This window comes from Streptomyces sp. NPDC016469 (assembly GCF_040632905.1).
In the GTDB taxonomy this organism is placed as follows: domain Bacteria; phylum Actinomycetota; class Actinomycetes; order Streptomycetales; family Streptomycetaceae; genus Streptomyces.
In genome coordinates this window covers 109,935-132,149 of the sequence record NZ_JBEYCQ010000010.1, presented here as the reverse complement: position 1 = coordinate 132,149, position 22,215 = coordinate 109,935, and the positions used below count along the sequence as shown (strand labels likewise).

Genomic DNA, 22,215 nt, shown 5'->3' with positions numbered 1-22,215 from the left:
TGTTCGCCAAGGGGGCGGCGCCCCCTGTGGGATGCGCTACAAAACCCCTTGTCCGTTTGGTGGCGGGAAGTCCGTCCGCTTAGCGTCGGGTCCGCTGTCCGCCACTCGTACGCGCATCCGTGACGTACCGGGCAGCCATCGCCGAGTCCCCGTCAGGCGCGAGCCTGGGGAGCCGGGGACCCACGCAGTCCCTGGGGTGAATCGGATGTCCGCGCTCCGTCAGGGGTGAGGCGTCCGTAGGAGACCTTCCTGCTCCGAACCCGTCAGCTAACCCGGTAGGCGAGAAGGAAGGAAAGGACCAGCCACCCCATGGCGTTCACCCGTGCCACCGGGAAGCACCGTGCCCCGAGCCGCCTGACGCGCGCCGGCGCCAAGGCCGTCGGCGTCGCCACGCTCGCCGCCGGCGGTGTCATCGGCTCCCTGGCCTCACCGGCCCTCGCCGCCGACGCCGGGACGGCCCCCGCCGCCACCGAGACCGGCCTCTCCCAGCTGCTCGCCATCGAGACCACCCTGGCCGACCGGATCGACGCCCAGGCCGCGGTGCAGCACCACCAGGCCGAGGCCGCCGAGAAGAAGGCTGCGGCCAAGGCGAAGGCGGCGGCCAAGAAGAAGGCCGAGGCCGCGAAGAAGAAGGCCGCCGAGAAGGCCGCCAAGGCCAAGGAAGCGGCCAAGGCGAAGGCCAAGGCCACCCGCGAGGCGTCCGCCCGCGCCGGCCGCTCCACCGCCCGCACCGCGCTGGGCTCGTCCTACCGGCTGCCCGTCGCCGGCTCGTACGTGACCACCGGCTACAAGTCCAGCGGCTCGCTCTGGTCGTCCGGCAGCCACTCCGGCATCGACTTCCACGCCGCCTCCGGCAGCTCGGTCGTCGCCGTCGGCGCCGGCACCGTCGTGGAGGCCGGCTGGGGCGGGGCGTACGGCAACAACATCGTGCTCCGGATGACGGACGGCACGTACACCCAGTACGGCCACCTCTCCTCGATCGGGGTCTCCGTCGGCCAGAGCGTCGCGGCCGGTCAGCAGATCGGGCTCTCCGGCTCGACCGGCAACTCCACGGGCCCGCACCTCCACTTCGAGGCCCGGACCACCCCTTCCTACGGCTCCGACATGGACCCGGTCGCCTATCTGCGCGCTCACGGCGTCAGCGTCTGACCGGGCTGAAGCCCCACACCGATGGCCCCGGCATCCCGCCGGGGCCATCGCCGTGCCCGCGCCTCCCCGCACACCTTCCGCCGCTCGACCGCGGCCAAAAGATATTCATGAATTCCCGCCCGGCATCGGAAATGCGAGCGCATTGCAATAGAGTCGCGCCAGAGGTGTCGATCGGCCGCTGTTCGCGGGGATTGAGGCGGAGGTTCGGACATGCGTGTTCCGGCGCATTCGGTATGCACGGCAATCCGTGACGACATCGTCTCCGGTGTCTTCGAACGCGGCAGCCGGCTCACCGAGGAGGTGCTCGCACGGCGTTACGGGGTGTCCCGCGTCCCCGTACGGGAAGCGCTGCGCACCCTGGAGTCGGAGGGCTTCGTCGTCACCCGCAGACACGCCGGAGCCTGCGTCGCCGAGCCGTCGGAGCAGGAGGCCGCCGACCTCCTGGAAGTCCGCATGCTGCTGGAACCGCTGAGCGCCGCCCGCGCGGCCCAGCGCCGGACGGAGGCCCACCTCAAGGTGTTGCGCGGCCTGGTCAGGCTCGGTCAGGAGCGGGCCCGCCGCGACGAGGGCGAGGACCTGCGCTCCCTGGCCGGCTGGTTCCACGAGACCCTGGCCCAGGCATCCGGCAGCCCCGGTCTCATCGCCCTCCTCACCCAGCTCCGCCACAAGATCGCCTGGATGTACGCGGTCGACCAGCCGGCCCGCCCGGCCGAAGCCTGGGCCGAGCACGGGGCCCTTGTGGACGCCGTGGCACGCCGGGACGCGGAGCGGGCGAGGGCCCTGGCCGCGCAGCTGGCCGAACGCCATGGCGCCGTGCACCGGCTCCGCCGCACCGCCCGCGCCACCACCGTGCCCAGGGCCGGCCATGTGAGGACTTCGCAACGTGCCGTAAACACCGCGAGCGGCCGGAATTAACAAAGGGCGCGTACGAATAAAGAAAGAGGCGTGCAAAAGCCGGAAACGTGTAGCGCCGCCTTTTCTTTCCGGCCGTCATGGCTTCGGCCACGCGCACGCAAAAGCCGCGGCGCCCCATGCAGGGGGCCGCGGCTTTCACGTAAGAATTCCGGCGGTGTCGGCCGCTCGGGTTCAGACGGTCTCCGGGAGCTCCTCGAGGCCCTCGGCGACCAGCTTCGCCAGGCGGTCCAGGGCGGCCTCGGCGTTGTCCGCGTCGGACGCGAGCACGATCTCCTCGCCGCCCTGGGCGCCGAGACCGAGCACCGCGAGCATGGAGGCCGCGTTCACCGGGTTGCCGTCCGCCTTGGCGATGGTGACGGGGACGCCGGAGGCCGTAGCGGCACGGACGAAGATGGAAGCGGGGCGGGCGTGCAGGCCCTCGGCCCAACCGACGTTTACGCGGCGCTCAGCCATGGTTCTGCCCTTCAAGAATCAGCGGTTGTCTAGACCAGTGTCTCATGTGGTGCGCGATGCTCCGGGCAGACCCGCGGGCCCTCCCGGGCGCCGCGCCCACGGTCGTCCGGAGACCTCAGACTGCCCCGGCCCCGGCACCCCCGCGACCCGTGCGACAGCCGTAGGCTTTCCCCATGCAGCCCTCTCCGGAGCAGAGTCCGCATCACGCCTACCCCGATCACTGGGAGGCGGACGTGGTGCTCCGCGACGGCGGCACCGCGCGGATCAGGCCGATCACCACGGACGACGCCGAGCGGCTGGTCAGCTTCTACGAGCAGGTTTCGGACGAGTCGAAGTACTACCGCTTCTTCGCGCCCTACCCCCGGCTCTCGGCCAAGGACGTCCACCGCTTCACCCATCACGACTACGTCGACAGGGTGGGCCTGGCCGTCACCGTGGGCGGCGAGTTCATCGCCACCGTCCGCTACGACCGGATCGACGCGACCGGCCGCCCCGCCTCGGCCCCCGCCGACGAGGCCGAGGTCGCCTTCCTCGTCCAGGACGCCCACCAGGGCCGGGGAGTGGCCTCCACCCTGCTCGAACACATCGCGGCTGTCGCCCGCGAACGCGGCATCCGGCGCTTCGCGGCTGAAGTGCTGCCCGCCAACACCAAGATGATCAAGGTGTTCCGGGACGCCGGTTACACCCAGCAGCGCAGCTTCGAGGACGGTTCCGTCCACCTCACCCTGGACCTCGAACCCACCGCCGAATCCCTCGCCGTCCAGCGCGCCCGCGAACAGCGCGCCGAGGCCAAGTCCGTGCAGCGGCTGCTCGCCCCCGGCTCCGTCGCCGTCATCGGCGTCGGCCGCACCCCCGGCGGTGTCGGCCGCACCGTCCTGCGCAACCTGCTCGGCGCGGGCTTCACCGGCCGCGTCCACGCGGTGAACAGCGCATTCTCCGCCGGACAGGACACCATCGACGGGGTCCCCGCGCACCGCTCCCTGGGCGAGATCGGCGAGCCGGTCGACCTCGCGGTGGTCGCCGTGCCCGCCGACCGGGTCCCGGAGGCCGTCGCGGACTGCGGCGAACACGGCGTCCAGGGACTGGTGGTCCTCTCCGCCGGTTACGCCGAGTGGGGCGCCGAGGGCCGCGAGCGCCAGCGGGAACTGGTGCGCCAGGCCCGTTCGTACGGCATGCGGATCATCGGGCCCAACGCCTTCGGGATCATCAACAACTCCGAGGCGGTCCGGCTCAACGCCTCGCTCGCCCCGGACCGGCCCGCCTCCGGGCACATCGGCCTGTTCACCCAGTCCGGCGCCATCGGCATCGCCCTGCTCTCCGGGCTCTACCGGCGCGGGGCGGGCCTCTCCACCTTCATCTCGGCCGGCAACCGCGCCGACATCTCCGGCAACGACTTCCTCCAGTACTGGTACGAGGACCCGGACACCGATGTCGCCCTGCTCTACCTGGAATCACTGGGCAACCCCCGCAAGTTCACCCGGCTCGCCCGCCGCACCGCCGCCGTGAAGCCGGTGGTCGTGGTCAAGGGCGCCCGGCACAGCGGCTCCACCCCGCCCGGCCACGCCGTCCCGGTCAGCCGCATCCCCGACTCCACGGTCTCCGCGCTGATGCGGCAGGCGGGCGTCATCCGCGTCGACACGGTCACGGAGATGGTCGACGCCGGGCTGCTCCTCGCCGACCAGCCGCTCCCGGCCGGCGGACGCGTCGCCATCCTCGGCAACTCGGAGTCCCTCGGGCTGCTCACGTACGACGCGTGCCTGGCCGAGGGGCTGCGCCCGCGCCCGCCCATCGACCTCACCACCTCCGCCACCCCGCAGGACTTCCGGGACGCGCTGTCGGCGGCGCTGGCCGATGGAGCGTGCGACGCCGTGATCGTGACGGCGATCCCCTGGGTCGGCGAGAACGGCGAGGCGGAGTCGGGCGACGGCGAGGTCCTGGCCACCGCCCTGCACGCGGCGGCCGCCGCGGGACCGGCCAAGCCGGTCGCCGTGGTCCACGTCGAGATCGGCGGCCTGGCGGAGGCGCTGTCCGCCGCCACCAGCACCGTGGCCCAGCAGCGCCCGGCCACGCAGCCGTTCGCGGCGGCGCAGGGCGCCCCCACGGAGCCATCCGCACCGGCGCCCGGCACCGACGACGCCGCAGGGGCGCGCCGCGTCGGCCGCATCCCGGCCTACCCCGCCGCCGAGCGTGCCGTGCGGGCCCTCGCCGAGGCCGTCCGCTATGCGCAGTGGCGGCGGCAGGCAGCCGTACCCGGCAAGGTGCCCGACTTCCTGGACGACACCATCGACGCCCCCGGCGCCGCCGCCCGCATCGACGCGCTCCTCGGCGAGCACCCCGACCCGCGCGGCCGGCCGCTCGGCCACGACGAGGCCCGCGAACTGCTCGCCTGCTACGGCATCGCCGTACGCCCCACGCTGCCCGCCCCCGGCCCGGAGGAGGCGGTGGCCGCCGCCGGCCGGCTCGGTTACCCGGTGGCGCTGAAGACGACAGCGCCCCATCTGCGCCACCGGGCCGACCTCGGCGGCGTACGCCTGGACCTCGACAGCGAGGCGGCCCTGCGCCGCGCGTACGGCGACCTCACCGAGCTGCTCGGCAAGCCGGCGGAGCTGCGGCCCGTCGTCCAGGCCATGGCGCCGCGCGGCGTCGACACCGTCGTGCGGGCCACCATCGACCCGGCCGCGGGCGCCGTGCTCTCCTTCGGTCTCGCCGGGGCGCCCTCCGAACTGCTCGGCGACACCGCGCACCGCCTGGTCCCGGCCACCGACCGCGACGCCGCCGAGCTGATCAGGTCCATCCGCGCCGCCCCCGTCCTGTTCGGCTGGCGCGGTGCGGCGCCGGTGGACACCGCCGCGCTGGAAGAGCTGCTGCTGCGGGTCTCCCGGCTGGTCGACGACCACCCCGAAGTGGTCTCCATCGCCCTGGAACCGGTCGTGGTCGCCCCGCAGGGCCTCTCGGTGCTCGGGGCGAGCGTCCGCCTCTCGCCGCCCCCGGCCCGGAACGACCTCGGCCCGCGCCGCCTGTCCAACTACTGACCCGGCCCCGCTCGCGTCCTCCTGGAACGGCCGGGGCGGGGGCCCCGGTGCCGTCCCCGGCAGCCATCCGGCCCCCGTAGGATGGTTCCCATGGCTAAGACCGGTACGACCACCCAGGGGCTGCGCGCGGCGATCGAGCGCAGCGGCTACTACCCGGCCCTCGTGGCCGAGGCGGTGGAGGCCGCCGTGGGCGGTGAGCCGGTCGCTTCGTACCTGGTGCACCAGGAGACGACCTTCGACTCCAACGAGGTGCGCCGGCACGTCACGGTGCTGGTGCTCACGGACACCCGCTTCATCGTCAGCCACACCGACGAGCAGAACGCGGACACCAGCTCCCCGTCGCCGTACGCCACCACCTCGACCGAGTCGGTCAAGCTGGACCGGATCTCCTCGGTCGTGGTCAGCCGCGTCGTGGCCAACCCGGAGAAGTACGTCCCGGGCACGCTGCCCCGCGAGGTCGTCCTGACCATCGGCTGGGGCGCGGTCTCCCGGATCGACCTGGAGCCGGCCGCCTGCGGCGACCCCAACTGCGAGGCCGACCACGGCTACACCGGCAGCACCACCGCCGACGACCTGAGCCTGCGGGTCAGCGAGGCCGGCGACGGACCGGACACCGTGCGCCAGACCCTCGCCTTCGCCCAGGCGCTCTCCGAGGCCACGGCCGCCACCCCCGCGGCCGGCCGCTGATGGTCCAGCCGGCCTGGCAGGACGACTTCGTCCCGCTGTCCGTCGACTCCGCGCCCGTTCCGGAGTACGGCAGCGGCTCGCTCGCCGACCTGCTGCCGACCCTCCTCGCGGGCCAGGAAGTGGCCGGTTTCGATGCGGCCATCGGCGAACTCGCCCCCGCCGACCGGAACTGCGTCTTCCTGATCGACGGGCTGGGCTGGGAGCAGATAGAGGCCCACCCCGACGAGGCCCCGTTCCTGCACTCGCTGCTGCCCACCTCGCGCGGCGGCACCGGCCGCCCGATCACGGCCGGTTTCCCGGCCACCACGGCCACCTCGCTGGCCTCCGTCGGCACCGGGCTGCCCCCAGGCGAGCACGGGCTTCCCGGTTACACGGTCCGCAACCCCGAGACCGGCGAGCTGATGAACCAGCTCCGCTGGAACCCGTGGACCCCGCCGAAGGCGTGGCAGCCCCACCCCACCCTCTTCCAGCTCGCCGACGCGGCCGGTGTGCGGACCGCCCAGGTCTCCGCCCCGGCCTTCGAGCAGACCCCGCTGACCAAGGTCGCGCTCAGCGGCGGCTCCTTCCTCGGCCGGCTCAGCGGCGAGGAGCGCATGGACACCGCCGCCGAGCGGCTGGCCGCCGGCGACCGCTCGCTCGTCTACACGTACTACAGCGAGGTCGACGGCAAGGGCCACCGCTTCGGCATGGACTCCGACGCCTGGCGCGGACAGCTGATGTACGTCGACGGGCTGGCCCGCCGCCTGGCCGAGCAGCTTCCGCCGCGCTCGGCGCTCTACATCACCGCCGACCACGGCATGATCGACATCCCCTTCGACGAGCAGTCCCGGATCGACTTCGACGAGGACTGGGAGCTGAGCGCCGGAGTCGCGCTGCTCGGGGGTGAGGGCCGGGCGCGGCACGTGTACGCCGTCCCGGGCGCCGCGTCCGATGTGCTGGCCGTCTGGCGCGAGGTGCTGGGCGAGCAGTTCTGGGTGGCGAGCCGGGACGAGGCCGTCGCCGCGGGCTGGTTCGGGCCCAGCGTCGACGAGCGGGTGTACGGCAGGATCGGCGACGTGGTCGCCGCGGCCCACGACGACGTGGTGATCACCGCCTCGCGCAACGAGCCGCACGAGTCGGCCATGGCCGGCATGCACGGCTCCATGACCCCCGTCGAGCAGTTCGTCCCGCTCCTCGAAGTACGCTCGTAGCCCGTTCCGCCCCGCTCTCCGTTCCCGTCCCGAAAGGTGCTCGACCCGCCATGCCCGAGCTTGTGTTCTTCTCCGGAACGATGGACTGCGGAAAGAGCACCCTGGCCCTCCAGATCGGCCACAACCGCTCGGCGAGGGGCTTGCAGGGCGTGATCTTCACTAGGGACGACCGGGCGGGGGAGGGAAAGCTCTCGTCCCGGCTCGGCCTGGTCACGGAGGCCGTCGAGGCCGACGAGGGGATGGACCTGTACGCGTATCTCGTCGCCCAGTTGTCCAAGGGCGGCAGGGTCGACTACGTGATCGTGGACGAGGCGCAGTTCCTGGCCCCGGCCCAGATCGACCAGCTGGCCCGGGTCGTGGACGACCTGGAGATGGACGTCTTCGCCTTCGGCATCACGACGGACTTCCGCACCCGGCTCTTCCCCGGCTCCCAGCGCCTGGTCGAGCTGGCCGACCGCATCGAACAGCTCCAGGTCGAAGCCCTCTGCTGGTGTGGCGCCCGCGCCACGCACAACGCCCGGACCGTGGACGGCGAGATGGTGGTGGAGGGCGCGCAGGTCGTCGTCGGCGATGTGAACCGCGCGGCGGGCGAGGTCGGTTACGAGGTCCTGTGCCGCCGACACCACCGCCGCCGCGCGACCGCGGCCTCCGCTCAGGCGGGCGCCCTCTCCCCGGACGTCCTGCCGGTCAGCTCCGCCTGAGAGCGGCCGGCTGACGTCGGCGGGTCCTCAACACGCAGCCACAGGCGCCACCGAGAGAACCGCAGTCAGGGGAACGGACTGTATCCGCTCCTTCTGGGCGTTACCGGTTGCGAGGAGTAGTGAACTCCCTCCGGACGCCGTAAGTTGCCCGCACATCGTGCCGTCCGCTGTGGTCACCTGCACATTCGGGCCGGAGGACGACGCGGAACTCTGGTATGTCGTCCATGCCGTTCCGACGGATGAGGCGACGAGCATCACCCCGGCGACGAAGCAGCCGATGGCCCACGACAGGGCCCGCTGCGCACCCTTGGTCTCCCGATGCGTCCACTCCTCCAGATCGGCGCCGTTGGTCAGGATGTCTTTGGCACGACGCCCATGACTGGCCCGTACGGCGCACAGGGTGCCGGCCAGAAGAAGCAGGAATCCGGCGCCGATGAGGCTGCTCGCCGAGACCACCGCCCAGGGGGGCAGGTCCGTGAACGTCTCGCGCCCTTTGAGGACGAGTACCGCCGTGAGGAGCCCGGTCAGTCCGGTGAGGCCGTTGCGCCAGCCTTCGGCCTGCCTGCGCACGATGTCCAACTGATGGAAGGGCAGCTCCTCCGCGAGGTCCTGCCACCTGCTTTCCGGACGCTGGGTCACGGCCTGGCGACCTGCCAGTGAGCCCCGCAGCCGAGTTGCTTCTCGACGTCGGGACGTCCTGCGTGGTTGACGCCGCACTCGCACAGGATTCTCAGCGGCCCGGACGGGCCACCAGGTGACCCGGTGCCTTTCACCAGGCCGGGAGTAGCGGTTCGGTAAGCCTTGGCGAAGGTTCCCATGCACCGGGGGCAGGTGAGGACCACCGAACTCCCAACGTTGGTGGTCACGGGCGCCTGCTGCAACCCCATGGGTGCGTTCTCCCAGCTCAGCCGCTTCCGGTGCCGTGGTGCCGTCATCGTTCGTCCTCGCTTCGTGCGGGTGCGTTCTGGAGGTTCAGGCCGAACATGGGGGCGTACATCAGGAGACGTTCCCGTACCCATTCCGTGTCCCCGGGACGGCCGATGGCCTCGGCGCACCAGGTGATGCGCCGCTCGCCGACCGCGCCCTGCACCGCGGGCGTCTGCCCGTCACCGGCGAAGCTGAGGATGATGGGGTCCTCCCAGAGCGGCACGTCCATGTTCTCGTCCGGCTCGGGGAAATCCAGGACCATGCCGAACGGCCGGTACGCGGCGAGCATGCGGTAGACCGACCGGGGCGTGCGACCGAGGACCAGGGCCGCGCGGAGGACCATGAGCGGATCGGCGTCCGTCGGCGCGGCGGGCAGACTGCCGTCCCCGTCCGCAGCGAGAATCCACAGGTCGTCTTCGGTGGCTCGATGGTCGAGCACCTCGTCGCCGACGCCGTCAAGGCGGGGGAGCGAAACGCCGAATTCGCGGAACGGTTCCAGTGAGCGAAGGGCCGAGCCCAAGGGCACGCCGTCGAGATAGGCGAGTCGTGCGACGGAGAGCGGGGTCACCTTGCCCCAGTCCGCCGCCTCGAAGCTCTGATCCAGGTCCGCTGCGTCGTTGAGGGCAGTCCAGAGAGCCGGGGTCACCGACCGGTCGCGCACAGCGGGCGATGGCTGGACGGTCAGCTCGGCACCCAGTCGTGAGGAGATGGCGACAGCGCGTTCGTGGGCCTGGCCGATCGTCAGTCCGCGATGCGCGGCGAACCACAGGAGCCTGGCGGCATCGATCTCCCAGTGGTCCACGAAGGAGAAACCCTCCGCGCCATCCGTTTCGAAGTTCCCCGTGATGAGGGGGAACGCGTCCCGGTCCGCGTCGCTGTGCGACACATGTTGAAGGGCAGTGGGCGCGACGGGACAACGCACACCGAGGCGGTCCAGGATCTCCAGACCCTCCTGGAGCTGCTTTTCGGGCAGATGCCTGACTCCGCGGAGCGTGTCCGCACTGAGGTATCGGCCCGGGTCGGAAGATCTGGGCTCCGTCCGCACGATACGCAGGCTGGTCAGCCACGCCGGAGGGCGGATCCCAGCGTCCTCGATGACGGGGACGCACGTCAGCCGCAAGGGCTCCCGGAGGCTTGATATCACTCCAAGGACATCCGCCATGCTCACCTGAGCATGGCCCGCCACCCGGGCGACATCGACACCACTCACTTCGCCGTCCTCCAACAGGCTGGAAAGACCCATGAGTTTTTCTGCCAAGAGCCGGTGCTCGGGGGCCAAGCCGTCCCGCACGTCGAGATAGCCCAGCAGCCTCTGGACATGGGCGGGGAGGCCGAGGACCCGATAGCGGTCGGCCCAGTCCCGCACTGCCCTGGGTGCCAGCAACCCTTCCTTGAGTGAGGCCCCGCGATGGGTCCAGGTGGCGTCGCCGACGCGGGGGACATGCTCCACGAGGTGGTCCGGAAGCGCCGGGAGGGGGCCGCAGAAGCTCTCGGGAAGATCTTCGAACTCTGCCCAGAGCGCTCCCAGAGGCAGCTTGAAGCGGGCCGCCACGTTGACGAGCACACGCCAGGGTCGACTGACGTCGGTGGTCTTGTGGAAGCCGAGTTCACCTCGGAGGGTCTGCGTGGCGATCACCCGCGCCACAGCGGCGTTCGCGGGCAGCGACGGGGGGACGGACAGGTCGTCGGCGCGTCCCAGCAGCGTACGCCGCCACCCCAGGAGTGCCCGGTCAGTGGACTCCACGGGAAGCCAGACATCCGCCCCCGGCCGAGGGTCGGAGTAGGGCCTGGGCGCCGAGTAGAGGAACCAGTCCGCGGCGCTCGTCTCCGGGGGAAGAAGCCGAGCCGTCGAGCCCACGTCGGGGCTCAGCGCCGCCTTGAGGTCGGCATACGATCCGCCTCGGTCGCCCGACACCAGCAGTTCGAGGGCGGATTTGCTCCGGACACCCTTGGGATGGGCGCTGGTCACCCGCCCCAGCAGCGCACTGCGCCATTCGCGGAGATCGGCGTCGAGCCTGAAGCTTTTCAGCGCCGGAGGCACATCATCGGTGTTGACCAGCATCGCGTCGGCCGGACACCAGCCGATGTCGGAGATGCGGATCAGTGCGCCCTGGCCCCCACCCGCTTCGGCGGCCGGCTCGTCCCGTCGTCGGCGGCTCTCCATGCGGAGCGGCCGGTCCGCGAACACCCGCAGCAGCTCGTCCCCGAGCCTGGGCGCCTCCTGGCCGAAACAGAGGAGCCAGGTGAGCGTGACCCAGGGACAGGGATGCAGCTCCGGCAGATGGGCCGCGAGCATGTCCGCGACCTTCTGCCGTTTCCATGTCTGCACTTCGTTGCGGCTCACACTCAGCGTGAGATCACGTTGATCACGGATGTTGATGACGCAGCCGAAGGTCTGTTGCGTCGTGGCGATCCCGTCCGCGAGCAGCCGGCCCTCGCCATCCACCCACCACAGCTCGCCGGCCGCGCCGCCCACAGGGAGGACACCGCGCATGTCGCGGTCGGGGATACGGAGCTTCTGTCTCTCCCAGATGACATGGTGGCCGGTGGACTCGTCCTGCACCTGGGTGTCGAACTCGGTGTACCAGAGCAGGTCGCCGAGCGTGCGGCTGGCCGAGACGCCCCCTGCGACGCGGTCCGTCTGATCGGCCGACAGATAGAGGCGGACGAGCGTGCCGCCGTTCTGGACCTTGACCACATCACCGTTGTCGTGCCGTGCCGGCCCGATCCGGAACAGCGTCGCTGTGCCCACGATGTCGGCCTGGAGGGGGGGCTCGGACGGCTGTCCGTGAATGTCGGTGGGCCTGGTCACCACAGTGATCTCGTCGGCCAGCATGAAGTAGCTCAGGACCCCGATGCCGAACCGGCTGTTGAAGCACACATCGATGTCGGCCTGCTGCCATTCCGCCATTTCGCGCTGGAACGCGGAGGAGTCGGACAGCCTGCGTCCGGCCTGCGCGAACAGGTCCTTCAGCTGCTCCGCGGTCATGCCCACGCCGTTGTCGAGACACTCGATGACGGTGCGACCGTCCTGCTGGTACTGAGTGATGCGGATACGACCGGCCCACTCGGAGTCACCGCCGCCCAGGGACTCGGCCCACTGATGGCGGTACGCGCGGTACCGGCAGGCGTCCAGAGCATTCTGGTACAACTCGCGCAGAGCCAGGGCCGGATCGCCGTACAACTGCTCGCCCATGAGGAGGTGGGAGACCGCCCGCTGGTCGAACTGGAAGGTCAGTAGCGGCAGGTTGTACGCGCCTGGGGCGGGATGCACCGTCACATTGATCGTAGCCACACGGCGCAGCCAGTCGAGGTCGGGAGGCAGGCGGAGACCGGGCAGTCGGCTGAGCGCCTCCCGGCAACGGGTGGCGTGCGTTTCCAGAGCCTTGTGAACCGCCCCGTGGGGACACAGCACTTCCACCACGGCCCGTCCGTCGTCGATGTGGCGGCTCGCGTCGTCGAGGCAGTGAAGTACCTCGTCGGGACGGAGCGGGTACATGGTGGTGCCGATGTGTTCGCCCACCACCTCCGACAGGTCGCGGACGTCGACAGCGAGAGCCGCGCCCAGCGACCACCGGGCGGCCAGGTCGTGGTCGTTGAGCTGTGACGTTTCGCGGGGGCCGACCTTGAAGTGGCTGGAGGAGCCGGGGTAGGCATCAAGAGCGGTGCAGCTCGCGTACGACAGGTGATGCCGCGCGAGCTGGTCGATGACGGCCTGCAGTTGCTTCTGGTAGACGGTCGCCACATCCTGCAGCACGCAGCCCGCCAGACGGGCGGCGCAGTGCGCGAGATGGTCCGCGCCTTCCACTCCCGCGATGCGCAGACCGCTGCCGCGGTGCAGCAACCGCCATGTGGTCAGTGCCCACGCTTCATCGATGAGTCCCCTGGCGTGCAGCCGGCGGACACGGTTCTCCTCCACCGAGGGGAAGTCCTGCTCTCCCAGGACTCGTTGCAGCTGTGAGGCGTCGAAGTCCGCGAACCTCCGGAATGAGCCGTAGAGGGAAGAGAACTCCTCGGCCAAGGCCGTGGCGAGAACGAAGGGCAGGCCGCACAGCAGCGCCTTCTCCAGCGCGCTCAGGGGGCGGGTACCCGAGGGCAGATCGACGACGCTCTCCAGCACTCGCAGAGGATAGGCGTCGTCCCGCCACGGGTGCGGCAGCCGCTCCTGGGCCTTGCGGTAGTTCCCCGAGAGACCGCGCACCGCCGCCGTCACGCGTTCGCGCAATGTGTCCTGCAGCTCCGGTGGGTCACTGCACGGCAGGTTCCACAGTCGAGCACCGGACACCGCATCCACCCACTCGGAGATCCCGTTGGCCTCGGCCACCACGAAATGCGGCAGTTCGCCCACGGGCGTCCACCACGGATGCTGCTCGTGGCCCCTGAGCTGTGCCGTGACCGACGCTCTCAGCTCCTTGAGGGTCCGGTGCGGTGAATCGGGGTGCAGGGCGTGGGCGAGGGCCGCGGTGAAGTGGCTGCCGTCGTCGTCGTATCCGCTGGTCTCGCCCGGCGAACAGCTGTTGGCCACCACCAGCTGTGTGGGGTCCAGTGAGCGGTAGCGGAAGGGCCGGATCGCATCCGCCCCGGCGCCGTCGCGGCAGGCGTCGAAGCAGGCGAAGACCAGGGCGGCGGGGCGGCAAATCGATTCCAGCTGCTTGAAGAAGTCCCGGTCGAGGTCGATCAGCGAGTCCGCGTCCACGCCACCGTCGGGCAGCGCCCGGGCGTTGGACGGGACCAAGTGGTCCTTCCCGGCGAGGGACATGCCGTGGCCCGAGAAGTAGACGAGCAGCATGCCGTCCTCCGGGACGGAGCGAAGGGCGTCCCGGAGCGCGTCCTGGATGGCGTCGCGTCTGCTCTCGTCCGGGTCCTCCGAGCCGAGCACCGTGCAGTGATAGCCGCAGGCATCCAACGCCTCCCGCATGCGGCGCAGATCCTCGCGGACGGGACGACCGATGGACCGCAAGGGGAGGCGTGCATCGGTCTGCTCCGGCACCCCCATCAGGAGAGCGCGACGCCCGCTGTCCACTTGCCCACCCCGTTTCTCGCGTTCTGCCCCGCCTCTATGATGAACGGACGCTCCGAGGCCGGACAAGCAGTTCCGGTCAACGAGCCCGTCAGGAGCCGGTGATGGGCGGACCGCCCTCGTTCAGCCCGCCGCCCGCAGCGGGCAGCCCGAGCCGGCGCGGGTGGTGAGATCGGTCCGTAGTGCGGCGAGCTGGGCCATGCGCGCGTCGATCACCGCGATCTTCTCCTCGAACAGTGCGGACAGTGCCCGCGCGCTGTCCGGTGTGCCGCGCAACTCCTCGCCCGTACGCGCGATCTCGGCCAGTGAGAAGCCGAGCGCCTGGGCGGTGCGGACGTAGGCGAGCCAGGGCACCGTCTCCGGCGGGAAGTCGCGGTAGCCGTTGGGCAGCCGCTGCCCGGAGATCAGCCCGGTTTTCTCGTAGAAGCGGATCGTGTCCCTGCTCAGCCCGGTCTGCGCGGCCAGCTCCCCGATACGCACGGTCTCCCACCCCCTGGGTTCATGGACTTGACCTTGGACAGTACTCCAGTGTTTACGGTCGGGGGCGTCCATGAAGGAAGCCGTCAGGAGCCCTGCCTTGTTCCGTACCGTCGCACCCTCCCACCCCGCCTATCCGCGTTTCGTCCGCGCGAGCGCGTGGTACGACCTCGTCGTCACCGCGGGGTTCGCCACCCCGTGGACGTACAGGCTGCTGCACAGCGCGCTGTCCCGGTTCGGGGAGGCGATCGGGGCGGGCGGTCTGCCCGCCCTCGATCCGATACAAACCCTCTACGCCAACCTCATGGGCTCGGTGGTGGTCGTCTGGGCGCTGCTGCGACTCCTGCGGCCGCTGCCGGCGCACGGTCTGTACGACGGCGTCGCGCGCACGCTGTTCGCCCTGTGGCAGGCGTACGCGCTCGCGCACGGCGCCCCGTACTGGCTCTGGATGTTCCTGGGGGCCGAAGTGGCGTTCGGCGTCGTCCAGCTCGTGCCCTGGCGCCTGGTACGCGGCGGCGTCAGCGCCCCGTCGAGCGCTGGAGCGTGAAGACCGCGCCCTCCGGGTCCGCGACCGTCGCGACCCTGCCGCTCGGGCCCTCCCTCGGCGGGCTCAGCACCTGCCCGCCGAGCTCCGCCACCTGCTGCGCGGCCTCGTCCGTGTCGGCCACCTCGAAGTACGTCATCCAGTGCGGTCCCCGGTCGCGCAGCAGGGCGTGGCCGACGCCGTGCAGCGAGGCCACCGGGCGCCCCTGGAGGTGCAGGGTCTGGTAGTCGAAGTCCGCCGAGACGACGGCCTTGGTCTCGAAGCCGAAGACCGCCTGGTAGAACTTGGCGACCGTCGACGTCTCCCGGGTCACCAGCTCGTTCCAGACCGGGGTGCCGGGCGCCCCGGCCAGCGTGGTGCCGACGTGCGCGGCGGCCTGCCAGATTCCGAAGACGGCCCCGCCCGGGTCGGAGGCGATGGCCATGCGGCCCGCGTCGCCGGCGTCGAGCGGCCCGACGCCGACCGTGCCGCCGCAGGCACGGATGGCCTCCGCCGTCTGATCGGCGTCGTCGGTGGCCAGGTAGGTCGTCCAGGCGATCGGGAGGTGCCGGTCCGGCGGAAGTTGGCCGATGCCCGCGACCTCCTTCCCGTCGAGCAGTGCCCGCACGTACGGGCCGAGCTGCTCCGGGCCGGGGCCGAACTCCCAGCCGAACAGCTCGGCGTAGAAGTTCTGGGTCGTGCGCAGGCCGTGCACGATCAGGCTCACCCAGCAAGGTGTTCCGGGTGTACGCCGAGCGGCAGCCTCGGTCATCGTCACTCTCCTCGGACCATCGTGGTGGCCGTACGGGAATACGGGGCCGGCGCGCGCCGTGGTGCGGTGCGAGTCGTGTACGCCCCGTGCAGATGCTTGCACCACCGGGCGCGGGATGCGCTCCGGCCGCGCCGTCCATTCCGGGATCTCGCCCCAGGCGGAACGGTTTGTCCCGGTATGACCGCTTGGCTGTTGTTACGGGCGGCCGGGTGTCTGCGCGAGGATGGCACGTATGAAGCCCATCATCTCCGCATCCGAATGCGCGAGCGAACTGGCGGGGCCGCGCCCGCCGGTGCTCCTGGACGTACGTTGGCAGCTCGGCGGCCCGCACGGCCGGCCCGACTACGAGGCGGGGCACATCCCCGGCGCGGTCTTCGTGGACCTCGACACGGAGCTCGCCGGTCCGGCGGGCGGCGGCGGCCGCCACCCGCTGCCCGACCCGGAGGAGTTCGGCGCCGCGATGCGCCGCGCCGGGGTCCGCCGGGACGGCCCGGTGGTCGTCTACGACGGCGGTCAGGGCTGGGCGGCCGCCCGGGCCTGGTGGCTGCTGCGCTGGGCGGGGCACTCCGGCGTACGGGTGCTGGACGGCGGCCTCGCGGCCTGGACGGGGGAGCTGTCGAAGGAGACCCCGGACCCGGCCGAGGGCGACTTCGTGCCCGAGCCCGGTGCCCTGCCGCTGCTCGACGCGGACGGCGCCGCGGCCCTGGCCCGCTCGGGCGTCCTGCTCGACGCGCGAGCGGCCGAGCGCTACCGGGGCGATGTGGAACCCATCGACCGGGTCGGCGGCCACATCCCCGGCGCGGTCTCCGCGCCGACCGGCGAGAACGTGGACGCGGACGGGCGCTTCCTGAGCCCCGAGCGCCTGGCCGCCCGGTTCGCCGCGCTGGGAGTCGGCGGGGAGACCGCGGAGGTCGGCGTCTACTGCGGCTCGGGCGTCTCCGGGGCCCAGCAGGTGCTGGCCCTGGAGCTCGCCGGGCACCGGGCCGCTCTCTACGCGGGCTCCTGGTCGCACTGGTCCGCCGACGAGTCGCGCCCGGTCGCCACCGGACCCGACCCCCGGTAACGGCACGCCGTCGCGCGCGGACGACGCGGGGCCGGTACGCGATCGCGTACCGGCCCCGGTCATGCCGTCTAGTCCTGCTTCTTGCGGCGGGTGCCGAAGACGATCTCGTCCCAGCTGGGCACCGCGGCCCGGCGCCCCGGCCGGACCCCGTCCGCCTCGGCCTGCCGGTCCGTCGTCCCGGTCAGCCGGTCGCGGTGACCGGCGACCGCGCGCGGCATCAGGACGTCCGCGTACGCGGAGCCCGCTCCGGCCGACGCGGCCGGCGGCTCCTCGGCCTCCGGCTCCCGCTCCGCCGGCTCGATCGCTGGGGGCTCGGGCGGCGCGGGCCGCTCCGGTACGACCATGTCACCGCGGAAGCTGGGCACCGCCTCCAGCAGGCTGGTGAGGGAGTCCCGCTCGCTCGCGGTCACCCCGGCGATCCGCTCCTCGGGCTCGGGAGGCGGCGGCGGGGCCGGACGCTCGATCTGCCGGTCCAGCGCGCGGTCCAGCGGCCGGTCGCGCGGCAGCCGCGCGATCCGGGGCACGAACGGGAAGCTGGGCTCGGGCGCCGCGACCTCGTCCGTCTCGCCGATCAGTGAACGCGCCTCGTCGTCGACGGCCTGGACCAGCCGGCGCGGCGGGTCGTACGTCCAGCTCGCCGAGTGCGGCTCACCCGCGACCCGGTAGACGAGGAGGACCTCCCAGGTGCCGTCGTCGCGGCGCCAGGAGTCCCACTGGACGGTCTCCTTGTCGGCGCCGCGCAGCAGCAGGCGCTCCTGCACCGCCTCGCCGAGCTGGGGGCCGGTGTTCTCGCCGGGACGGCGCACGGGGGTCTTCCGGGCCCGCTCGGCCATGAAGGCGCGCTCCGCGAGCACGGGGCCCTCGAAGCGGCGGACACGGTCGACGGGGATCCCGGCGAACTGGGCGACCTCCTCGGCGGAGGCGCCTGCTCGTATCCGTGCCTGGATGTCGCGCGGGCGGAGGTGGCTCTCCACCTCGATCTCGATCTGGCCGAGCCGGGCGCGGTCGTTGCGCACGGCGGCTCGCAGCCGCTCGTCGATCGGAAGCGTGTACTCCGTGCTGTCCGCAGCCTTGAGCACCAGTCGTGTGCCGTCGTTGGAGACGGCCACGACACGCAGTTCGGGCATGGGGACCTCCCGGGTGGTGCCTGCCGACGTCACGTGCGTCGCTGCTTCCGCTAGTCGAGTGTGGCCTGCCCGGGTGCAGCCTGCCACAACATTGCCGTGTTGCCCGGCGTGTCGGGCGTGAGCCCTTGATCGCCGGTATGCCACGGTAGCCCTTGCGCAACGCAAAGTGACCGATGGTCACTCCGCGTGGCTGGCCGCCGTGCGATGCCGTGCGCCGCCGGATCGAGTGCCTCCTTCGGCCCCCTCCCGAAGGTTCCGGACGCCCGCGCGGGTGTCCGGCCCCAGGGCTCGCCACAGTACTCCATTCGGGCCATGTGGGTGGACCGCCGCGCCGTCGAAGTTCTCTTGAGGTGCGGGAGCTTGCCTACCCCTCTCGGTGCTTCCCGCTCATGATCCGTGTCGTGCTTCACACAATCCACGCAACCGGAACTTTCGGCTTCGCTCGCGTGTCCCTAGTTGGTGCATGGTGGGAGAGATGTCAATCAAGGGCTGGAAATGGTGCAGAAGCCGGAAAGCGACATAGAACTTAAGGAGAGGCGGATCGATCTGAGCCTGCCCCAAGTGGCGGGCAGTGCGGTCGCCGCGGTGGCGGCGGCCGTCGCGGCTTCCCAGCTCGGTGTGTACGGAACCATCGCGGGCGCCGGAGTGATGAGCGTCGTGGCGACCTGCGGCGGCTCGGTCTTCCAGCACTTCTTCCGTCGTACGGGGGAACAGATCCGCGAGGTCACCGTCCAGGTGAAGCACCCGGACCGCGAGGTGACCGTCCACACCCGCGAGACCGGGGCGCGGCACCCGGAGCCCTTGCTGCCGCAGGAGACCGTCCTGCCGGGGGCGGTGGACGACGCCACGACGATGCTGCGCCGGGTGGGCCCGCAGTCGGACGAGACGACGCTCCTGCGACGCCGTGTCGAGCCGGACGTGACGACGGTGCTGCGGCGGGTGGAGCCCGGTGCGACGACCGTGCTGCGCGGTCCCGCCGCGGGAACCGGGCCGGACGAGGAGTTCTCCGAGGCGACCACGCACGGCACCCGGCTGCGTGGCTGGAAGCGGTCGGCCATCGGCGCGGCCGTGGTCTTCGTGGTCTCGATGGCCGGCATCACCACGTACGAACTGATCTCCGGCAGTGATCTGAGCGGCGGCCACGGGACGACCGTGGGATCCGTCGTACGCGGTGAGCGCGACGCGGGCCCTTCCACCCCCACGCCCGCCGAAACCACCCGCCCCGGTCAGGACGCGTCGGACCCGGCGCAGCGCGACCAGGGCACGGAGACCCCGGGCACGGGTGCCCAGGACGACGACGGCACCGCCCCGCAGCCGGGCCGGAGCGGCGGCCCCACCGGGGGAGCGACGCCCTCGCCCACCCCGTCGGACCCGGCGGACGGCGGCGTCGAGCCCACGCCCACGCCCACCCCGAGCACCACGGACGGCGGCGAGAGCGCGGCGCCCGACCCGACGGCCACGGACGGTGCCCCGGCGCCCGCGGGCACCGAAGCGGGGGAGTGAGCCCGGGGTCAGTCGCCCAGCACCCGGCGCAGGTAGTCGTTGCCGAACAACCGGTCCGGGTCCAGCCGGTCCCGTACGGCCGTGAATTCACCGAAACGCGGATACACCCCGGAGAGGTACGCGGCGTCCCTGGTGTTGATCTTGCCCCAGTGCGGGCGGCCGCCGTGCGCGGTCATGATCCGCTCCACCGCCGTGAAGTACCCCTGGTAGGGCGTGCCCCGGTACAGATGGACGGCGATGTACGCGCTCTCCCGGCCCGACGCCGTGGAGAGCGCGATGTCGTCGGCGGGCGCGGTGCGCACCTCCACCGGGAAGCTGATCCGCAGCGGCGAGCGGTCCACCATCGCCCGGACCTCGCGCAGCGCCTCGACGGCGGCCTCACGCGGCAGCGCGTACTCCATCTCCACGAACCGCACCCGGCGCGGGCTGGTGAACACCTTGTACGGGATGTCGGTGTACGTACGCGCCGACAGGGCCCGGCTGGAGATGCTGGCGATCGAGGGGATCGTGGCGGGCACGGCCCGGCCGAGCGCGCAGGCGACCTGGAAGACGCCGTTGGACAGCAGCTCGTCCTCGATCCAGGCGCTGACCTTGCCGGGCGGGGCGGCGGGGCCCGCGCTGCGGTTGTTGCGCTTGGTGTTGCAGTTCCCGGTGTGCGGGAACCAGTAGAACTCGAAGTGCTCGTTCTCAGCCACGAGCTGATCGAACTCGGTCGTCACCTGGTCGAAGCTCATCGGCTCCTCGCGGGCGGTCAGCAAAAAGACCGGCTCCACGGCGAAGGTGATCGCGGTGATGACGCCCAGTGCGCCGAGCCCGATCCGCGCCACCGCGAACACATCGGCGTTCTCGGTCTCCGAACAGCGCATCACCGTGCCGTCCGCGGTGACCAGCTCCAGGGCGCGTATCTGCGCGGATATGGACGCCGAGTCACGGCCGGTGCCGTGCGTCCCGGTGGAGGTGGCTCCGGCGACCGTCTGCTCCATGATGTCGCCCATGTTGGTGAGCGAGAGGCCCTCGCGGGCCAGCGCGGTGTTCAGGCGCTTCAGCGGGGTGCCCGCCTCGACCGTCACCGTCATCGCCTTGCGGTCGATCTCGCGGATGCCGGTCAGCAGATCGGGCCGGATCAGCAGCCCGTCGGTGGCCGCGGTCGCGGTGAACGAGTGCCCGGTGCCGACCGGCTTCACCCGCAGCCCGTCCTCGGACGCCCTGCGCAGCGCCTCGGCCAGCTCGTCCACGGAGGCGGGGGACACGGTCCGGGCCGGCCGGGCGGTGACGGTCCCCGCCCAGTTGCGCCATGGGCTCGTCGCCGTCCGTGCGTAGGTCTCGGTCATCTTCCCCGCGCCCTTCCCTAGGAACCGGCCCACCCAGCCGGCGCTTCCCCCGCACGGCAACCACGGGTTACCGGCCGGTTGGAGGGGGATCATACTCACGGCTCCCGCACATTCATCCACCCCTCCGCCACCTCGCCCGAGGGCCGGAAGGGCCTGCTCCGGACGTCGGTGCGACCCCGCCCCGGTGCGGGTGGCAGGATCGACGGCATGTCCGATCTGCGCGATCCCGCCCCCTACGACGCCCTGCTCCTGCTCTCCTTCGGCGGTCCCGAAGGCCCGGACGACGTGGTCCCGTTCCTGGCGAACGTGACCCGCGGCCGGGGCATCCCCGAGGAACGGCTCAAGGAGGTCGGCAAGCACTACTTCCTGTTCGGGGGCGTCAGCCCGATCAACGCCCAGAACAGGGCCCTGCTCGACGCGCTGCGCAAGGACTTCTCCGCACACGGGCTGGACCTGCCGGTCTACTGGGGCAACCGCAACTGGGCCCCGTACCTCACCGACACGCTGCGCGAGATGATCACCGAAGGCCACCGCCGCATTGCCGTCCTGGCGACCAGCGCCTACGCCTCGTACTCCGGCTGCAGGCAGTACCGCGAGAACCTCGCCGACTCACTGGCCGCCCTGGAGGCCGAGGGCCTTCCCGTGCCGCGCGTGGACAAACTCCGGCACTACTTCAATCACCCCGGTTTCGTGGAACCCATGGTGGAGGGCGTCCTCGCCTCGCTGGCTGACCTGCCCGACGACGTGCGCCCCGGCGCGCACCTGGCCTTCACCACGCACTCCATCCCGCTCTCGGCGGCCGACACCTCGGGCCCCGTGGAGGTGCACGGGGACGGCGGCGCGTACGTCGCCGAGCACCTGGAGGTGGCCCGGCTGATCGTGGACGCGGTGCGCGAGCGGACCGGCACGGCCTACCCCTGGCGGCTCGTCTACCAGTCGCGCAGCGGCGCGCCGCACATCCCCTGGCTGGAGCCGGACATCTGCGACCACCTCGACGCGCTCCACGGCGACGGGGTCCCCGCCGTCGTGATGGCGCCCATCGGCTTCGTCTCGGACCACATGGAGGTCCTGTACGACCTCGACACCGAGGCCACCGCCAAGGCCGCCGAGCTGGGCCTGCCGGTGCGCCGATCCGCGACGGTCGGCGCCGACCCCCGGTTCGCCGCCGCGGTGCGCGAGCTCGTCCTGGAGCGGGCCGCCGCCGAGCAGGGCCGGGAGCCGCAGCGGTGCGCCCTCGGGACGCTCGGTGCGAGCCACGACCTCTGCCCGGTGGGCTGCTGCCCGGCCCGGGCGCCCAAGCCCGCCGCCGCAGGGGCCGACAGCCCCTACACGTAAGCCCTCGCCC

17 protein-coding genes and 1 riboswitch are annotated in these 22,215 nt (G+C 71.8%); of the genes, 10 read left to right on the top strand and 7 right to left on the bottom strand.

The genetic code is table 11. The features are described 5' to 3' along the window. Positions 1-129 precede the first annotated feature (129 nt). A riboswitch (cyclic di-AMP (ydaO/yuaA leader) is annotated at positions 130-296 on the top strand. Between the two features lie 13 nt (positions 297-309). After that, positions 310-1,149 carry a M23 family metallopeptidase gene (locus ABZ565_RS14005; RefSeq protein WP_361025052.1) on the top strand — a complete coding sequence of 280 codons (840 nt, stop codon included), beginning with the start codon at positions 310-312 and terminating at the stop codon, positions 1,147-1,149. A gap of 210 nt (positions 1,150-1,359) precedes the next feature. Continuing rightward, positions 1,360-2,064, top strand: coding sequence for a GntR family transcriptional regulator (locus ABZ565_RS14000; protein ID WP_361025049.1), 705 nt, complete (start codon positions 1,360-1,362; stop codon positions 2,062-2,064). Between the two features lie 171 nt (positions 2,065-2,235). Here ABZ565_RS14000 and ABZ565_RS13995 read toward each other — a convergent pair whose 3' ends face one another. Further along, positions 2,236-2,517 (bottom strand): HPr family phosphocarrier protein, encoded by a 282-nt coding sequence (locus tag ABZ565_RS13995; protein ID WP_018105371.1) that lies wholly within the window; start codon positions 2,515-2,517, stop codon positions 2,236-2,238. Between the two features lie 173 nt (positions 2,518-2,690). On the opposite strand from ABZ565_RS13995, the gene ABZ565_RS13990 reads away from it, so the two are divergent. The 4 genes from ABZ565_RS13990 (at position 2,691) to ABZ565_RS13975 (ending at position 8,127) form a co-directional block, all read left to right on the top strand. Beyond that, a complete protein-coding gene (locus tag ABZ565_RS13990; RefSeq protein WP_361025046.1) occupies positions 2,691-5,549 on the top strand; it encodes a GNAT family N-acetyltransferase in 2,859 nt (952 codons plus the stop codon). 90 nt (positions 5,550-5,639) lie between these two features. Then, positions 5,640-6,236, top strand: coding sequence for a DUF5998 family protein (locus ABZ565_RS13985; RefSeq protein ID WP_018520601.1), 597 nt, complete (start codon positions 5,640-5,642; stop codon positions 6,234-6,236). Beyond that, a complete protein-coding gene (locus ABZ565_RS13980) occupies positions 6,236-7,426 on the top strand; it encodes a nucleotide pyrophosphatase/phosphodiesterase family protein (protein WP_361025043.1) in 1,191 nt (396 codons plus the stop codon). The genes ABZ565_RS13985 and ABZ565_RS13980 overlap by 1 nt, the downstream gene beginning before the upstream one ends. A 50-nt stretch (positions 7,427-7,476) precedes the next feature. After that, the gene (locus ABZ565_RS13975; protein ID WP_361025040.1) at positions 7,477-8,127 is read left to right on the top strand and encodes a thymidine kinase; all 651 of its coding nucleotides are present in this window, start codon (positions 7,477-7,479) and stop codon (positions 8,125-8,127) included. 27 nt (positions 8,128-8,154) lie between these two features. Here ABZ565_RS13975 and ABZ565_RS13970 read toward each other — a convergent pair whose 3' ends face one another. From ABZ565_RS13970 to ABZ565_RS13960, 3 genes are all read right to left on the bottom strand, one after another. Beyond that, positions 8,155-8,766, bottom strand: coding sequence for a hypothetical protein (locus ABZ565_RS13970; RefSeq protein WP_361025037.1), 612 nt, complete (start codon positions 8,764-8,766; stop codon positions 8,155-8,157). A gap of 292 nt (positions 8,767-9,058) precedes the next feature. Beyond that, entirely contained in the window at positions 9,059-14,044 is a 4,986-nt protein-coding gene (locus tag ABZ565_RS13965) for a caspase family protein (protein ID WP_361025035.1), read from the bottom strand. A gap of 153 nt (positions 14,045-14,197) precedes the next feature. Then, positions 14,198-14,554 (bottom strand): MerR family transcriptional regulator, encoded by a 357-nt coding sequence (locus ABZ565_RS13960; RefSeq protein ID WP_361025033.1) that lies wholly within the window; start codon positions 14,552-14,554, stop codon positions 14,198-14,200. Between the two features lie 97 nt (positions 14,555-14,651). Here ABZ565_RS13960 and ABZ565_RS13955 point away from each other — a divergent pair, with 97 nt between their 5' ends. Beyond that, entirely contained in the window at positions 14,652-15,098 is a 447-nt protein-coding gene (locus ABZ565_RS13955; protein ID WP_361025030.1) for a hypothetical protein, read from the top strand. On the opposite strand, the gene ABZ565_RS13950 is transcribed toward ABZ565_RS13955, so the two are convergent. Next, positions 15,070-15,846, bottom strand: a complete 777-nt coding sequence (locus tag ABZ565_RS13950; RefSeq protein WP_361025027.1) for a VOC family protein — start codon at positions 15,844-15,846, stop codon at positions 15,070-15,072. The two genes, ABZ565_RS13955 and ABZ565_RS13950, sit on opposite strands and share 29 nt — an antisense overlap. Positions 15,847-16,078: 232 nt before the next feature. On the opposite strand from ABZ565_RS13950, the gene ABZ565_RS13945 reads away from it, so the two are divergent. After that, on the top strand, positions 16,079-16,909 hold the full coding sequence (locus ABZ565_RS13945; protein WP_361025024.1) for a sulfurtransferase: 831 nt from the start codon (positions 16,079-16,081) through the stop codon (positions 16,907-16,909). Between the two features lie 68 nt (positions 16,910-16,977). On the opposite strand, the gene sepH is transcribed toward ABZ565_RS13945, so the two are convergent. Next, entirely contained in the window at positions 16,978-18,036 is a 1,059-nt protein-coding gene (gene sepH, locus ABZ565_RS13940; RefSeq protein WP_019521018.1) for a septation protein SepH, read from the bottom strand. 495 nt (positions 18,037-18,531) lie between these two features. On the opposite strand from sepH, the gene ABZ565_RS13935 reads away from it, so the two are divergent. Continuing rightward, a complete protein-coding gene (locus ABZ565_RS13935) occupies positions 18,532-19,539 on the top strand; it encodes a hypothetical protein (RefSeq protein ID WP_361025021.1) in 1,008 nt (335 codons plus the stop codon). 8 nt (positions 19,540-19,547) lie between these two features. Here the strand turns inward: ABZ565_RS13935 and ABZ565_RS13930 are convergent, their stop codons facing one another. After that, on the bottom strand, positions 19,548-20,870 hold the full coding sequence (locus ABZ565_RS13930) for a D-arabinono-1,4-lactone oxidase (protein ID WP_361025018.1): 1,323 nt from the start codon (positions 20,868-20,870) through the stop codon (positions 19,548-19,550). 207 nt (positions 20,871-21,077) lie between these two features. Here ABZ565_RS13930 and ABZ565_RS13925 point away from each other — a divergent pair, with 207 nt between their 5' ends. Beyond that, complete coding sequence (locus ABZ565_RS13925; protein WP_361025015.1) at positions 21,078-22,205, top strand: ferrochelatase; 1,128 nt, start codon at positions 21,078-21,080, stop codon at positions 22,203-22,205. Positions 22,206-22,215 lie beyond the last annotated feature (10 nt).

Coding starts and splice junctions, on each gene's coding strand:
- ABZ565_RS14005 (WP_361025052.1), top strand. CDS start 310: ATGGCGTTCACCCGTGCCACCGGGAAGCACCGTGCCCCGAGCCGCCTG.
- ABZ565_RS14000 (WP_361025049.1), top strand. CDS start 1,360: ATGCGTGTTCCGGCGCATTCGGTATGCACGGCAATCCGTGACGACATC.
- ABZ565_RS13995 (WP_018105371.1), bottom strand. CDS start 2,517: ATGGCTGAGCGCCGCGTAAACGTCGGTTGGGCCGAGGGCCTGCACGCC.
- ABZ565_RS13990 (WP_361025046.1), top strand. CDS start 2,691: ATGCAGCCCTCTCCGGAGCAGAGTCCGCATCACGCCTACCCCGATCAC.
- ABZ565_RS13985 (WP_018520601.1), top strand. CDS start 5,640: ATGGCTAAGACCGGTACGACCACCCAGGGGCTGCGCGCGGCGATCGAG.
- ABZ565_RS13980 (WP_361025043.1), top strand. CDS start 6,236: ATGGTCCAGCCGGCCTGGCAGGACGACTTCGTCCCGCTGTCCGTCGAC.
- ABZ565_RS13975 (WP_361025040.1), top strand. CDS start 7,477: ATGCCCGAGCTTGTGTTCTTCTCCGGAACGATGGACTGCGGAAAGAGC.
- ABZ565_RS13950 (WP_361025027.1), bottom strand. CDS start 15,846: ATGACCGAGGCTGCCGCTCGGCGTACACCCGGAACACCTTGCTGGGTG.
- ABZ565_RS13945 (WP_361025024.1), top strand. CDS start 16,079: ATGAAGCCCATCATCTCCGCATCCGAATGCGCGAGCGAACTGGCGGGG.
- sepH (WP_019521018.1), bottom strand. CDS start 18,036: ATGCCCGAACTGCGTGTCGTGGCCGTCTCCAACGACGGCACACGACTG.
- ABZ565_RS13935 (WP_361025021.1), top strand. CDS start 18,532: ATGGTGCAGAAGCCGGAAAGCGACATAGAACTTAAGGAGAGGCGGATC.
- ABZ565_RS13930 (WP_361025018.1), bottom strand. CDS start 20,870: ATGACCGAGACCTACGCACGGACGGCGACGAGCCCATGGCGCAACTGG.
- ABZ565_RS13925 (WP_361025015.1), top strand. CDS start 21,078: ATGTCCGATCTGCGCGATCCCGCCCCCTACGACGCCCTGCTCCTGCTC.